We start from the raw sequence: 14,300 nt of genomic DNA, 5'->3' as shown, positions 1-14,300 counted from the left end.
ATTGGGTTCATAACAGCTGGTTGGCTATTCTTATTATCAAATCCATTTATTTTCGAAGGAGAATTAGGAATGAAAAAAGCGAAAAAGTGGCTGGGGGGTATACTTGCCTGTGCAATGATAATGTCTCCTTTCCCATCTGTAATTTCTGCAGCAGCAGCACCATCCACTGTTGGATTCGGTGATACAAAGGGTCACTGGGCACAACAAAATATTGCGAAGTGGGTAGAAAATGGCGTTTTAAACGGGTATCAGGATGGTTCTTTTCATCCCAATGAAGGAATTACAAGAGCTGAGTTTGCTACGATCTTGAATAAGGTATTCGGTTTCTATATGAAGTCAGATCAATCTTTTTCCGATGTAAAAGCAAACGATTGGTATGCAGATCAGCTTTCGTTGGCACGATATGCTGGGTATTATGAAGGCTACTCAGAGAATAAAGCACAAGCTACTGATTATATAACGCGTCAGGATGCGGTGACGATGTTGGCTCGGATATTTACTCTCCAAGCTACTGAAAGCGCTTTATCAATGAGTGAATTTAGTGATTCCGCTCAGATTCAGGCTTATGCTAAGGATGCAGTTCATGCGCTCTCAGGTTTGATTACAGGGTATGAGGATGGAACCTTTAAGCCGCTTGGAAGGATCACCCGTGCCGAAGTTATAACGTTAATTAATAAAATAGTGAAGAGTTATTACTCGCAATCTGGGAGCTTTGAAGGAGGAATAGTTTCTGGAAATGTAGTCGTTAATCAGGATGGTGTTGTGTTAAAAAATGCAACGATAAACGGAAACCTGTATCTAACCGCTGGGATCGGTAACGGCGAAGTGACCCTTGAGGGCATTAAGGTTACGGGCACCACATTTATTGCAGGTGGCGGGGTAAACTCCATTCTTATTAAGAATAGCTCATTAGGCAAAGTAAATATAAATCGTAAAGAGGGTGAGGTTCGTGTCCTCACGAGTGGTACAACCCAAATCTCTCAGCTAACGGTAGATAGTCTAGCAAGGCTGGAGTTTGGAATTGGGACGATGATCACCACGGGAATTCTAAATAGAACTGTGGGACTGATCCTAGGTGAAGGCGCATCGATTGCAAATCTAAACGTTGCTGATAAAGCGACTGGAACCACCCTTTCCGGTCAGGGCGACATTGCAAAAGCGGACGTTAAAGCAACAGGAGTAACGTTGAACGGTAAGCCCATTGCTCCTGGCACAATTGTCATTATCAAAGGCAATCAAGGTCCTGTAGCAACGGCTACCCCAGCGCCTAGCTCGGCATCGGGTTCATCAACAACGCCGGCAGGCCCGACTAATCCAACCGCGGCACCTACAGCGACAGCAACACCAACAGCAACGGAAACACCGACACCAACGGCAACACCAACAGCAACACCAACAGCAACACCGACACCGACCGACCCGACGGGTCCTGTGGGACGTATCGAGAATTTAGCGGATGTTGATGCAAGTAGTGAGACTAAATCACTATTCGCCTACTTACAGGATATCCGCGGCAGTGAGATCTTGTTTGGACATCAGCATGCTACTACAGAAGGACTTTCTATTACTGAAAAGGACGGAACGCAGTCTGAGGTCGAGAATGCAGTAGGCGACCTTCCGGGCCTGTTCGGCTGGGATACGCTTAGTCTTGAAGGTTTTGAGAAACCAGGCGATCTAGGCGCAACCAAGCTGGAGAATCGTGATAAATTAATCGGCGTGATGAAATCTGCTTATGAAAAAGGCGGCGTGCTTACATTAAGCTCACATATGCCGAACTTCGTCACAGGAAAGGACTTTTATGACACCAAAGGGAATGTGCTTACGCATATATTACCCGGTGGTGACAAGCATGCAGAATTTAATGCATTCCTGGATATGATTGCGGACTTTGCGAATAACTTAAAAGATGATAATGGTAAAGCTATTCCGGTCATTTTCCGTCCATTCCACGAGCAAAATGGTGGCTGGTTCTGGTGGGGTGCGCCTTACCGTACGAAGGAGCAGTATGCTGAAATTTATCGTTATACCGTTGAATATTTACGGGACAAAAAAGATGTGCATAACTTCTTGTATGCGTTCTCACCGGGAAGTCCGTTTAACGGCACAGATGCGACCTTCCTTGAGACGTATCCGGGAGATGACTATGTCGATATCCTTGGCTTCGATAATTATTATGACGGAACAACTGAGGGGTGGTTTGATTCAGTCGTGAAGGATGCTAAGCTGATCTCGAAGCTGGCGGATGATAAGGGGAAAATTGCAGCATTTACTGAGTTCGGTTATTCGGGTGTGAAGCCAACCGGCACGAAGGACCTGAAGTTCTTTACCAAGCTAATCTCTGCACTGCAGTCTGATCCGGATGCTAAACGGATGGCCTACATGCAGACTTGGGCGAATTTCAATACAGATTCTATCTTTGTCCCTTATAGAAATGCTCCAAACGGACTAGGGGATCATGAACTGCTCCCTGATTTTGTGGACTATTATAATGATCCGTATACAAGCTTCAGCCATGAGGTGGCTGTTGCGGATGCTTATTCGAAACAGGTAACTACAGAAGCCGAGCAACCTTTTTTACACATTGTCTCACCAACGGCAAACCAAACAGTGCCCACGACAAAAGCATCGACCCTTCGTGTTCGTGTGTTAAATCAAGACGTGGATAAAGTAACCTATCTGATTGGGGATGACACAACAGAGTACAGTATGGCAGCTGACACAGAAGGTTTCTATTACTTGGCAGATTGGACACCAGGTGTAGCCTTCGACGAATCAGGCGTGATGCTTACTGTTAAGTCCTATGCAAAGGATGGTTCTGTACTTTCACAAACGATCCAAATCTTTGTAAGTGACGTGCAGGGCATTGGGGACCCATTGATTGTAGATACTTTTGAGAATTACAAAGGGAATGATGAATTACTTCGTGCGGCATTAAGTCCTGCGGGCGATCTAAATACGATCTCACTTGATGCGAACCATAAAAATGATGGCAAGTATGGCCTGAGGTTCGATTATAATGTGGATGGTCAAGGTTATACAGGTCGTACCAAAAACATGAATAATGCCGACTGGTCGGACGCCAACAAATTAAAGCTCTGGATTGCACCTGATGGCAGCGACCACAAGCTTGTTATTCAGGTCAATGCAAGTGGCATCTCTTTTGAAGCTTATCCTTCACTGGCAGGTACGACACCTGGCATGGTGGAAATTCCATTCAGCCAGTTCGCTCCAGCGCCATGGGATACAGGAAATGCCGGTAAAGTAATCACTAAAGAGAACCTTAAGGACATTCGGGCAGTGTCTATCTACGTAAATAAAAAGGACACAGTAGCAAGTACGTCTGGTACGCTGTACTTTGACGATATTACAGCGTTTAATGATGGAACGGGTGGCGTCCCTAACGGGGGCGAAGGTCCTGGCAGCACGCCAGAACAGGCGAAGCTGTTGTATGGCTTCGAAAAAGATACTCAGGACTGGACAGTAGAGCAGAATAATGCCAGTGCAACCGCGGCAGTGATCTCGACTGATGAGGCTGCTGAAGGAACTCATTCGTTAAGCTCCTTGTTCTCACTCGATTCAGGTGGAGCTTTTGAGCTCAGCAAAAATGGCAGTCTGGATCTGAGCGCGGTAGATAAATTAAGCGCACAAATTAAACTGTCGAACGGAACAGCGGATGCACGTTTGTATATTAAGACGGGATCGACCTGGTCTTGGGCTGACAGTGGAGCTGTGAAAGTAGATTCGAGCGGATTTACTACGGTTTCACTCAACTTGGCAGGTATTGCTGATCTTAATAGTGTAAAAGCCATAGGTATCAAGCTCGAGGGATTCAGCGGTACGGGAACTTCTACGTTGTATCTGGATGATGTTCGGACCCTGAAGAATGGTACCGCACCTGAAGCTGTCGTCTATGGCTTCGAGGACAATACACTGCAAGGCTTCAGCATCAATGTGGATGAAAATAATAAATATAATACAGCACTGGCTCAGAATCTATCGGTGAGCAATGCTGTGTATGCTGAGGGAACTCACTCGATGCAAGCGGACTTAACATTAAATGGAGGGCAATTCCAGCTGCGTCGTATGGTGGTTACCAACTTAGCGAATGCATCAACAATTACGCTTAAAATCAAGGTTGTACCTATTGATGCAAGCGATGTTAGCGGTGTAATGGCTCAGCTGTTTACCCAAAGTGGCTCAAGCTGGGGAACATGGACTGCTTCTACGGCTGCACCAGTAGATGCCAATGGATTTACTACACTAACACTGGATATCAGCAAGGTAGCAGATCGTAATTTGACCCAAGCGATTGGCGTACAAGTCATGACCACAGCAACTGATCCTCTAGGTAGTGCTACCGTATATGTGGATGAAATCACGATTAAATAGAAAGTAGTAAAGCCGGAAGCGAACATTTCACGATGTTCACTTCCGGCTTATTTATTTAGCATCAAATTTATTCATTTTAAGGTCTACGAGAATCTGCTTGAAATTAACGAAGCTTAATAGATCCGCCATCTACCATGATAGTCTGGCCCGTAATATAATCGGAATCTTCACTCGCTAGGAATACCGCAACACGACCAATATCACTTTCCAGTTCACCCAATCTTCTCAAAGGAATTTTTGAAATCATGTTTTGGTAATACTCAGGGTTTGCTTCTGCCCATTCAATCATGCCAGGGGAATTAGCAATTGGAGCAATGATGTTTACGTTGATTCCAAATGGACCAAATTCATTAGCGGCTACCCGGGTAATTCCACGGATGGCTTCTTTTGCAGCAGCATATGTTCCTTGATTGGTATCACCGTTGAGGCCAGCACCCGATGCAAAGTTAATAATTTTACCTTGAGTTTCTTTTAAATAGGGTAGTGCTGCTTGCATGAAATAGAAGGTTGGATAGAAGCCTGTATCAAAAGATAAATCGAAATCAGCCTGTGTAGTTTCTTCGATAGATTTCATTCTGGATGCGTGGGCATTGTTTACTAAAATATCTATTTTTCCGAATTTATCAGCTACTTGTTTAACAAGGTGAGCTATTTTATCGTGTTCCTTGAGGTTCGCTTGAATAAAGATAGATTCAGGTTGATATTCTTGTAATTCTTTAATTGTTTCTTTGCCGGTTTCTTCATTGAGGTCAATAATAGCTACCTTAGCGCCTTCTTTAACAAAAGCCAGGGCCATCCCTTTACCAATACCGCCTGCTCCACCAGTAATAATAGCTACTTTTCCTGCAAGTCTGCTCATGTTGTGATCTCCTTTTTGTGAAAAAATGTAGTATTTAACTCTTATCAGAGGTAAGGTGTAATTGTTACTTCGACTATATATTACCCAAAATAGTAGCTATATTTACCATGAAGTAGAAACGGCATCATTTACCAAGATGAATATAGAGGGTGATGATGAATGTTTCAGCAGCTGATGAGGCCTATTCCGGCTCTTATGTAGATGTTGAGCGATTGAATTAAGCGGCGCACCAAGTGATGAGCAATTGATGATTCATGTGTCGCACCAAGTGATGCTGCAAGTGATGCAATAAGTGAAGTATTTATAGAGTAATTAGGGAATTTCTCCCTGAAATTCAGAGATTTCTGTTCATCAGACTTATAATTAGGGAAAACTTACCTGATTTTCGGCCGATTTAGTAACTAATTAAGAAATCCCCCTAATTATTAGGGAAGAATTCCCTGATTTCGTTCATTTAGAGCGAATACCGGTTATTTTCAGGGAGTTTTTCCCTAATTAGTTTAAACCCTACCGCAAGCCGTACGAAAATCACACCTAGCAAGTCGCCCACCGCCCACTGCCTACGCCCACCGCCCAACCCAATATTATAGAACACTACGCGTGGTGTCATATGGCACAGTAAAATCCATTACTTTTCTTTTCAATTCCATTCCATAAAAAAGAAGCTGCCCCCAAGTAGAGTTCACTACTTTTGAGACAGCCTCTTACGAATAATTATAAGGGAAACCCCATCGAGATGACCGCACCGCCATTTCTGCGGTTGCCTGCGCTGATCTGACCTCCACAACGCTCGATGATTGCGCGGGAAATAGCCAGTCCAAGTCCGGATTCTCCGTCTTTTCCTTTTACAAACCGATGGAAGAGATAGGGGAGCAGATCGTCCGAAATTCCAGGACCATCGTCACTTACGGATAACAGGGCCCGGCCCTCCTTGACCGAAACATGGATATAGATATGTTGGTTAGCGTAACGTGTGGCATTCGATACTACATTAAGAAGCGCCTGTAGCAGCTTATCTCTATCCGCACGAATCGTAAGAGAATCTTGATGATCGTGGGAGATATGGAGGGTTAATTCTTTTTTCATCAATAGAGGGTTCATTCTTTCGATGGTTTCTGTAAGTAGATCTTTTAAACAAATATCCGTAGGCTTGAATATATCTTCCTCGCTGTCCAGCTTCGCAAGTAAAGTCATTTCGGACACGAGCTTCTTCAAGCGGCTGCTTTCGCTCATGATAATGTCTAGCCCTTTTACTACATTCTCACCTTCAAAAACTCCATCCTTGATTCCTTCAGCATAGCCGGAAATGGACATTAAGGGGGTTTTTAATTCATGAGACGCATTCTGGAAAAATTGTTTCTGCACATGGTTAAAACGGTTCAATTCATCTGCCATGTCATATACCGATTGTGCGACAGAGCCAAGTTCCCCTCCTGCCTTAATTAATTTAACATCTGAGAAGTGGCGTTCTTTGACTTTGCGGAGTTCTTGTTGCAGCCTCATTAGAGGTTGAATCAGCTTCTTGGTGATAAATAGGCCAAATAGGAACATAAATGCTCCCGCTGCACTGAAAACGATCAGCAGTCTTTTGAGCAAAGCTTGTTCAATAGCAGTGACTGCGCTCATAGGGGTTAGTAAAGTTAGCGTGCCTATAGGTGTAGCCTTCACTTCAGTAATATACCGTGTATCTGTTCCATTCCAAATGTTCTGGAGCTCAGTGGCTTGGCCTGTGACACTCTTGGCATCGTAGTTTATTGCAATTGAACTCATCTCTGATGATGTGGACAAGACTTTTCCTGTTTCATCGCTAAGAATGGCTTCGACGCCTGCAGTGCTTAGAGAAGGTATGGTCACGGGCAGAGCTTCCAGCTGAGTGCCAATCTCCCCGATGTATTTACTTTCTTCAGTCAATGTAGCTGACATCGCCGCACCAATGGTTCTTAAATCCTCTTTTTGTGTTCCGACAAAATGGTTGAGCAGTACAAAATGGATCACGACAGCAGTAATAGATAGTAGCAATACCAATGCAATACTAAAGGCTAAATTAATCTGATGTGCTAGTTTCATTCGTATGCTCACCCCCATCTGTTCTCATGCGGTATCCGTGTCCCCATACTGCCTCAATGGGCAAATGCTCCAGTTTTTTGCGCATCCGTTTAATTAGATGATCCACGGCGCGATCACTTCCAAAATAGTCGTCTCCCCACACATAGCTCAGCAGCTCATCTCTTGTAAATGCCCGGTTAGGGGCATCAGCGAATACTTTTAGCATGGTGAATTCCTTGCTGGTCAAGTCCACCTCTTCACCACACCAGAATACACGTCTTTCTTCCGGCAATAGTAGAAGCTGGTCAATTTCAAGACGGGTGGAAGTGGCCTGACTGTTCAATTTTTCGGCCTGATTACTCATTTTGTACCAGCGTTGAAGCTGACGTTTGATCCGGGCGACTAACTCACGAGGACTGAACGGCTTGACTAGATAATCGTCACTGCCAAGCTCCAATCCTAATATTTTATCCACTTCATTATCTCTTGCGGAGATCATAATGATCGGTACTTCGGCTTCGTTACGAATCCTTTTACAGAACTCATAACCATCCATGCCGGGGAGCATAACATCGAGTACCCACATATCCGGGGGGCTTGTCTGCCACAAGGTCCATGCTTCCTCAGCGCTGCCAAGGCCGATGGTGTGGTAATTTTCTTTTTGTAAATAAGCTTCAACAAGATTGCGTATATGTTCATCATCGTCGACTACGGCAATGAGGTATGGATTATTCATTTCGGGTTACCTCCAAATTATTCTCCCACAAGTATATCAATCCAGAGGTGGGTAGGGGCGGCTGCCATCGTTTTTCCACAAATTAACCAATGTTCTGCCACACCCATTTTGTAAGCTTGGTCTTGTAAGATCATTCGAATCGACGAGGAGTGTTGTATTTATGAATCAACAGATGTTATTTAAAAAGTTAGCGCTGTCCACCCTGCTAGTGTCCGCCGTTGCTGCACCGTCTGCAACGAACGCAGCAAGTGGAGCACAAGACGGAAACACGAAAACAACGGCCGCAGCCGTGGTTACTGCTGCCTCTAAAGGAACAATTGCCACTAAAGTAACCACTATTGATTGGGTAGATCCCCTGGAGTTGGCTAAGACCTACGCACCTAATACCCAAGAAGACTGGAAGAACACCTTGGATCAGTATTATAAGGTTGCTGGATTTAGTGTAACCGCACTTGCCGAGCTTGTGCCTGCGGAACTGGTGGAGGGAGTTCAATTATCAAAAGAAATACTATCCACCGAAGCTCTACCTGCGGGATATATCGAAGCTGGTCGTAACCTTGAAGTAGTACCTGTAGTCGATGATATGCAGGTAGATAGCAATATCACTACTTCAATTAAAGCTGTAGATGCGACTTCAATTGCTATTTCCATTCCAGATCTTAGCGACGCGGATAAAGCTTTTTTCAAAGCTCAAGATGATCTGAATAGTGCCGTTAAATCCAAAGATGCGACTGTGATCAAGGAAGCTTTAGCTAATCTGTTGGACCAATATAAAGAGAAGATCAAGGAGCTTGAAACAGCCAAATAACGGTGATTAGCGAGGCTTGATACAGAATAGAGATACTGAAAAGGGTAAAGATAAAAGACACCTCGCGGGGTGTCTTTTTTGTATGCATATCAATCTTCACGCTTTGCCTTTGGCCTTTACTTGCTTCCGCCAGTTCACACCGATCACCCCGGCGATGATCATCACTGTACCAGTCCAATGGTACCATTCCAGTTGCTCATTCAGCAGAAGTACACCACCGAGAATAGAGACAACTGTTGAAAGACTGCCGAAAATGCTCACGCGTGAAGCCTCCATCCGTGATAAAGCATAGTTGGAGAGGAAGGAGGTCACGAGGGAGGAGAGTACGCCGAGATAGAGCATGGAGAATATAAATTTGGGCTCTTGAAAAGGTGTGAAATACTGATCCAAGGTTCCTGCCGAACCATGCTTAATGATCGCCAGTCCATTAAAAAATATAAATCCGAACAAAGTAATCATATAGGTAAGTTCTTTGGGACTCCAGGTACGTGTCAGCTTCCGAGCCGCAACATTATAACCGGCAAGGGATAAAGCTGAGATTAGGATGAGCAAGACGCCCCAAAGACTAGAAGAAGAGATACTCAAACCTGGAATGGCAAAGATAAGAATAATGCCTGCAACTGAGATTAATGTAGAGATCTTTTGGAAGCTGCTCGTGGTTTCCTTCAAGAACATCGCCGCCAAAAAGATGGTGAAGATGGGCATTGTTGCCTGAATAATACCCGCTACAGCGGAGGTTGTATACAGAAGTCCATACGCTTGAAGGGTGAAATACAACGCTGGATACATTAAAGCCAGTGGGATGATCACTGCGGCCTTGGATATTCCAAACTTCACCCGCCCCCACCCTGGAAAAGTAAATAAAGAAGCGGCAAGGAAAGATAACGTGAAGCGATGAGCTAGCGTATCAAAAGGATCCGAGACGGTTAGGGCCATTTTTACAAATATAAAGGAAAACCCGACAATAATAGCATTCAAGACAGCTGCTGCTATCGCTTTTTGAGTAGAAGATGTATTCATTAGTAAAGACCTCCAAAGTGTTGCGCGCATTTAGGTACCGGTCCTGTTCTGCTCTTTATTCTAAGGCTAGAGTAGCTGTGCTACAATGTAATTATTATTTATCTGTACCGGTACAGAATAAGCTTGGAGGAAGGTGAAAGGGATGTATAAGTATTCGGAGTTAATCAACGAGCTGGAATTGCAAATCGCCGAGGATACGTATCGTGAGGGGGATAAATTACCGTCTATCCGGGAGTTGTCCTTACGTTATGGATGTAGTAAAAGTACGGTTATTCGCGCGTTGCAGGATCTTCAGGACAAACATTTAATCTATGCCGCCTCAAAAAGTGGTTATTATGTCATGAAACGAAGCGGACAGCGAAAAGACGAAGGTGCACATTGGATCGATTTTACGGTGTCTGCACCCGACCCGGATATTTTTCCGTATCTGGATTTCCAACATTGTATTAATAAAGCGATTGATATGTACCGCAATGACTTGTTCATCTATGGAACGCCGCAGGGGCTTCCTTCTCTTATTCGTGAAATGCAGCGCCATCTGGCTTCTTATCAGGTATTTGCTAATCCGGATCAGATTTTTATTACCTCAGGTGTGCAGCAGGCGCTTGGCGTATTGACCCGAATTCCTTTTCCGAATGGCAGGCAGCGAGTGCTGATTGAGCAGCCGGGTTACCCGTTGTTTATGGAATATCTGAAGACGTATGGCATTGAGACAGAGGGGATAAAGCGTTCGGACGCTGGGGTTGACTTGAATGAATTAGAGCGGTTATTTAAGACAGGCCAGTTCAAGTTCTTTTATACCGTCCCGCGATTTCATAATCCGCTTGGCGTCTCCTATACCCGTACCCAGAAGAAGGCGATTGCTCAGCTAGCAGCTAAATACGATGTGTACATCGTTGAGGATGACTACATGGCGGACTTGGAGCAGGATGCAAAAGAGGATCCGATCTACGCTTATGACGATGCTTCCCATGTGATCTATTTGAAAAGCTTTTCCAAAATTATTTTTCCGGGCCTGCGTGTCGGTGTCGCTGTACTGCCAGAGGTCCTGTGTGACTCTTTTAACCGATTCAAAAGACTGATGGATATAGATAGCTCTATGCTGTCTCAGGCTGCCCTGGAGTTGTATCTGAAAAGCGGAATGTTCGAGCGCCACCGAAAAAAGATGCGTTCCTGCTACGAAAAAAGATCCACGCTGCTCCATGAATCGATTATGAGAGAGTTAGATACAGCAACAGCACAGCATTATTCTTACCATCCAACCGGCCAGCTTGGCGTGCATACGTATCTGAAGCTTGGTGACAGCGTAAAGACAGAACAGATGATCAAACGTCTGCAAAAAAAGTTCATTCGCATCGAAATGGCGGACAGCGGTTATTTGCCCTCTTTTAATAAAGAGAAGATTCTAAAGCTTAATGTATCCAGTGTAAAAGAGCCGGATATTCGCTCTGGCATTGAACAGGTAATGCAAGAAATACGCTGAGGGCGCAGCGATAAATCAGTGGATAATAATGGTGGAAATGCTGGGAGCCATCTATAATAAAAGGTCAGTAATCCCTGGTTTCTCTATAAATATCCGAACACATTTTCTGGTGCAATCTTCCGCCGAGTCATGCGGACCCAGATGACGTTATTTGCTATTTTTTAGCCTTTGGAGCAGAGTTTCGGACCCCAGCGCCGCTATTCAAGTAGAAAGTGGTCATATTGAGTGGTGTTCACGCTAACAACGGCTATGGGGTCCGATAGCACTCTAAAAGTGGGAAAAAGCCGCTTTTAAGGTCAGCTGTGTCCGATATCGAATTGGCTAAGTGCAAATTACCAAGATGCTTTATCCATCTTTGCTTGGGTAGCGAGTATCAGCAACAAGCAAATTGAAAGTTGTCGTTCCTTTCGGTACAATCCATTCCAACATCGTATGATTCCATCAAAAAGGGTGATCACTTGCGTAAAGATACGAAAACCATCGGCGAGGTGGCTAAGCTGCTGGGCACAACTATTAAAACCGTTCGTTATTATGACGATATCGATCTATTGAAACCATCCAGCCACAGCGAAGGCGGACACCGTTTATATACTCCTGAAGATATTTCCCGCCTGCGGCTGATCACAACGTTACGTTATTTGGATTTCGGCATTGACGAGATTCGCCAAGTTATCGCTGGAGAAATCCAGCTCACTACAGCACTCAACTGGCAGATTGAAGCTTTGGAGACCCAGGTCAGTACGCTGACCAATATGATTTCGATTCTGCGCCAAGCCCAAGAGCATGTCTCAACAGGTGATTCCATGGATTACATGAATGAGCTGGTTGATTCTTTGTCCATGAATGCTGATAAGCGAACCCGGTTCATCTCCAGTAAAATAGAAGAAATACAGCCGCTCGGTCAATTGCCGTCCGAATGGCGGGATACCTTTTTATATTTGTTCAATAAATATATTATGAATGAAGTCAAAGTGACAGCCGGACAAACCGTAGCTTGGAACGAACTGCAAGCACTTATGAACGATACACAGTACATGGAGGAGCTTGTCCGATTTGAGCTGCCTTTTTTCAATATGGTTAGGCATCCCCGCGTTCCCGCTGCGGTTTGGATTCGGACGCTGGAGAATATCCGAATTCGGGTGGAAGCAGCCTTGCAACAAAAACTATCAGCAGACAGCGCTGTTGTACAGGCAATTGTTGAAGATTTTGTGATGATGTATGCAGGTCCAGAGCAGTTCCGCGATAAAGCCGCCTTTTTCCGCCAATATGCTCATTTGATGCAAACTGCTCCTACCGAACGGATAGAACGCTTTAATAAACTATGCTTGCTCCTCAATCCCAAATGGGATGTTATTGTGAGAGGTAACGCCTTGCTGATGGAAGGGCTACAATGGAAGCTTGGGCAGGAGAATTCTCATTCCGCACCTTGTTGAAGTGTATACTTCGGATGGTCTCCCAGGTTGTTATTCAAATATTGCAAGGGCTGTCCTTTTAAATAATGGTCAAAAAAATCCAGCGTATATTCATTAATCAGCTCATGTGTTCCGCGCACATCTATATCTTCTATCCATTCAAACAAGGGGGTAAGCAGATATAGATCTGAGAAGCTCATGTGCTTGCTGTGTTTGAAGGTCAGCCAATAGTTCCCGCCTGCAGTTACTGGCTCATACCGTGCGAATAGCTCATTATAGTAGGCTGTAATCTCTTTCCTATCCGTCCCTAGTGCGGCGATTTCAGCATCGCTGGTTTGGTCTACTCCTTTTAAGGTGTCATCGGCACTCATGAGCAGAAAAGGTTTCTTCAAGCCGTCTGCAGGAATCCGCTTTTCACCGTAAAGCACCCCATCCATATCAATGCCTGCTTGAATTCTTTGATCCTCTATCAGCATCTGCACCGTTGTGGCTCCCCCAAAGGAATGACCGAACATGCCCATATGTTCAAGATCGATCCGGCCTGTAAACAGACCACTAGGATCGTCCGCAGATAAGGCCTCCATTTGATCCAGCACATACTTAGCATCTTCTACCCAGATTTCATTACGCCGATCCATAAAAGAATACTTCATTTGCTCATAGCCTGTTTTTCCTTCTGAATCAAACTTCACCACAGACTTGTCTGGAAATACCGAAGCTACGCTGCTATAAGCATGTTCAATCCCTACGACAATATAGCCGTGGCTTACCAATTGCTCGACTTGAAAGGTGTTCTGATTCTTGTAGCCCATAAATCCATGCGAGAAAAGAAGCACCGGATATTTAGTTTCCGTATCTGCCAAACCGGCATTCGCAATAGCGTGGGTGTTGGCCAGTTTTAATCCTGAGAATAAAAACTCCGGCAATTGTAAAAATTCATGTAGTCCTTCTACATACGGAGTCGGATCAGATAAATATGGCGCCGGGCTCCCTGGAGCCTCTGAACTTGCTGGATACCAGATTTGCACCATTAATTCGCGGGAGTCACCAGATGTTTCCGTGAACTTTTCTTCCCGTGCAGAATCGGTCCAATGGTAGGTGACGGTTCCTATCTTGTAAGGACCTGTGGGCTCCGCAAAAGAAAATACAGGGAACAGGAGGGGCAGAGCAATGGAAACGGCAGCATAAACCGCCCCAACTCCAGTCAGCACTAGTGTTTTCCAACGCCGTTGCGGTTTTCTTGCTGCCTTTGCTGCGGATCGGAAGAAAAGTCTTGTTCCGCCCACGTTTGCCCATAGTGTGATCAGATACACTGGAATCATCGGCCACCGCAACCCTTCCACGAATGCATGGATAAGCAGTAAAGCAGTAGAAATCCCGCCGCCGATCAGCCACCCGCGCTGTGTTTTGGGCTGTCCTAAGGTTAGCCAACCCAACAACAATACATTAAATAAGACAAGTGTGATTTCAAGTAATCTCATAATCTATAATCCTCCTTGGTTTTCTTTTCTGGCTGCTGTACTGAATCCAAGTATAAAACCTCCTGT

9 protein-coding genes are annotated in these 14,300 nt (G+C 44.8%); 4 read left to right on the top strand and 5 right to left on the bottom strand.

Annotated features, from left to right (window positions below):
* Positions 1 to 69: 69 nt before the first annotated feature.
* A complete protein-coding gene (locus MHH49_RS08735; protein ID WP_081382604.1) occupies positions 70 to 4,389 on the top strand; it encodes a glycosyl hydrolase in 4,320 nt (1,439 codons plus the stop codon).
* A 103-nt stretch (positions 4,390 to 4,492) separates the two neighbouring features.
* Here the strand turns inward: MHH49_RS08735 and MHH49_RS08730 are convergent, their stop codons facing one another.
* The 3 genes from MHH49_RS08730 to MHH49_RS08720 all read right to left on the bottom strand — a co-directional run bounded on the left by MHH49_RS08730 (position 4,493) and on the right by MHH49_RS08720 (position 8,030).
* Positions 4,493 to 5,248 carry an SDR family NAD(P)-dependent oxidoreductase gene (locus tag MHH49_RS08730; protein ID WP_038568170.1) on the bottom strand — a complete coding sequence of 252 codons (756 nt, stop codon included), beginning with the start codon at positions 5,246 to 5,248 and terminating at the stop codon, positions 4,493 to 4,495.
* 714 nt (positions 5,249 to 5,962) lie between these two features.
* Positions 5,963 to 7,315 (bottom strand): sensor histidine kinase, encoded by a 1,353-nt coding sequence (locus MHH49_RS08725; RefSeq protein ID WP_076297226.1) that lies wholly within the window; start codon positions 7,313 to 7,315, stop codon positions 5,963 to 5,965.
* Positions 7,293 to 8,030 carry a response regulator transcription factor gene (locus MHH49_RS08720; RefSeq protein ID WP_036687211.1) on the bottom strand — a complete coding sequence of 246 codons (738 nt, stop codon included), beginning with the start codon at positions 8,028 to 8,030 and terminating at the stop codon, positions 7,293 to 7,295. The genes MHH49_RS08725 and MHH49_RS08720 overlap by 23 nt, the downstream gene beginning before the upstream one ends.
* Positions 8,031 to 8,190: 160 nt before the next feature.
* Between MHH49_RS08720 and MHH49_RS08715 the strand changes: the two genes are divergently transcribed.
* Positions 8,191 to 8,838, top strand: a complete 648-nt coding sequence (locus MHH49_RS08715) for a hypothetical protein (protein ID WP_038568178.1) — start codon at positions 8,191 to 8,193, stop codon at positions 8,836 to 8,838.
* Between the two features lie 96 nt (positions 8,839 to 8,934).
* Here the strand turns inward: MHH49_RS08715 and MHH49_RS08710 are convergent, their stop codons facing one another.
* Entirely contained in the window at positions 8,935 to 9,858 is a 924-nt protein-coding gene (locus MHH49_RS08710) for a DMT family transporter (protein WP_341138105.1), read from the bottom strand.
* 142 nt (positions 9,859 to 10,000) lie between these two features.
* On the opposite strand from MHH49_RS08710, the gene MHH49_RS08705 reads away from it, so the two are divergent.
* A complete protein-coding gene (locus MHH49_RS08705) occupies positions 10,001 to 11,341 on the top strand; it encodes an aminotransferase-like domain-containing protein (RefSeq protein WP_076107303.1) in 1,341 nt (446 codons plus the stop codon).
* Between the two features lie 458 nt (positions 11,342 to 11,799).
* Positions 11,800 to 12,774, top strand: a complete 975-nt coding sequence (locus MHH49_RS08700; protein ID WP_256717074.1) for a MerR family transcriptional regulator — start codon at positions 11,800 to 11,802, stop codon at positions 12,772 to 12,774.
* On the opposite strand, the gene MHH49_RS08695 is transcribed toward MHH49_RS08700, so the two are convergent.
* Entirely contained in the window at positions 12,756 to 14,234 is a 1,479-nt protein-coding gene (locus MHH49_RS08695; protein WP_341138104.1) for an alpha/beta hydrolase, read from the bottom strand. The two genes, MHH49_RS08700 and MHH49_RS08695, sit on opposite strands and share 19 nt — an antisense overlap.
* Positions 14,235 to 14,300 lie beyond the last annotated feature (66 nt).

This window comes from Paenibacillus sp. FSL F4-0122, from assembly GCF_038002845.1.
Classification (GTDB): domain Bacteria; phylum Bacillota; class Bacilli; order Paenibacillales; family Paenibacillaceae; genus Paenibacillus_AQ; species Paenibacillus_AQ odorifer.
Note: the sequence above shows the minus strand (reverse complement) of the source record. Positions and strands in the feature narration are given on the sequence as shown.

Excerpts from the sequence above, each read along its gene's own strand:
- MHH49_RS08735 (WP_081382604.1), top strand. The coding sequence starts at position 70 with ATGAAAAAAGCGAAAAAGTGGCTGGGGGGTATACTTGCCTGTGCAATG.
- MHH49_RS08730 (WP_038568170.1), bottom strand. The coding sequence starts at position 5,248 with ATGAGCAGACTTGCAGGAAAAGTAGCTATTATTACTGGTGGAGCAGGC.
- MHH49_RS08725 (WP_076297226.1), bottom strand. The coding sequence starts at position 7,315 with ATGAAACTAGCACATCAGATTAATTTAGCCTTTAGTATTGCATTGGTA.
- MHH49_RS08720 (WP_036687211.1), bottom strand. The coding sequence starts at position 8,030 with ATGAATAATCCATACCTCATTGCCGTAGTCGACGATGATGAACATATA.
- MHH49_RS08715 (WP_038568178.1), top strand. The coding sequence starts at position 8,191 with ATGAATCAACAGATGTTATTTAAAAAGTTAGCGCTGTCCACCCTGCTA.
- MHH49_RS08710 (WP_341138105.1), bottom strand. The coding sequence starts at position 9,858 with ATGAATACATCTTCTACTCAAAAAGCGATAGCAGCAGCTGTCTTGAAT.
- MHH49_RS08705 (WP_076107303.1), top strand. The coding sequence starts at position 10,001 with ATGTATAAGTATTCGGAGTTAATCAACGAGCTGGAATTGCAAATCGCC.
- MHH49_RS08695 (WP_341138104.1), bottom strand. The coding sequence starts at position 14,234 with ATGAGATTACTTGAAATCACACTTGTCTTATTTAATGTATTGTTGTTG.